Origin of the sequence: Kocuria palustris (assembly GCF_007666205.1) — a bacterium.
Taxonomy (GTDB): domain Bacteria; phylum Actinomycetota; class Actinomycetes; order Actinomycetales; family Micrococcaceae; genus Kocuria; species Kocuria palustris_A.
The window spans coordinates 1-220 of record NZ_VDOR01000057.1 but is presented as its reverse complement, the minus strand read 5'-3'; the positions used below and the strand labels follow the sequence as shown (position 1 = coordinate 220).

General features: G+C 42.7%; 1 pseudogene. It reads left to right on the top strand.

The features are described from left to right. Window positions 1-220, top strand: a pseudogene (locus FSY66_RS12475) (hypothetical protein); the annotation flags it as partial.

Genomic DNA, 220 nt, shown 5'->3' with positions numbered 1-220 from the left:
AAAGGACATTGCAAAAGTGCATGTAGACAGCTGGAGGACAACATACCACGAAATTATCCCGATTGATTATTTAAACAGCCTGAACTATAAGGAATTTGAAGACAAATGGAAAAGTCGCTCGTTAAAGGGAGTATTTGTTGCTCAGGACGAAATGGGTTCAGTATTCGGCTTTGCTTCATTTGGACCTCTTCGCTCTGAACAAGAAGGCTATGTCGGCGGG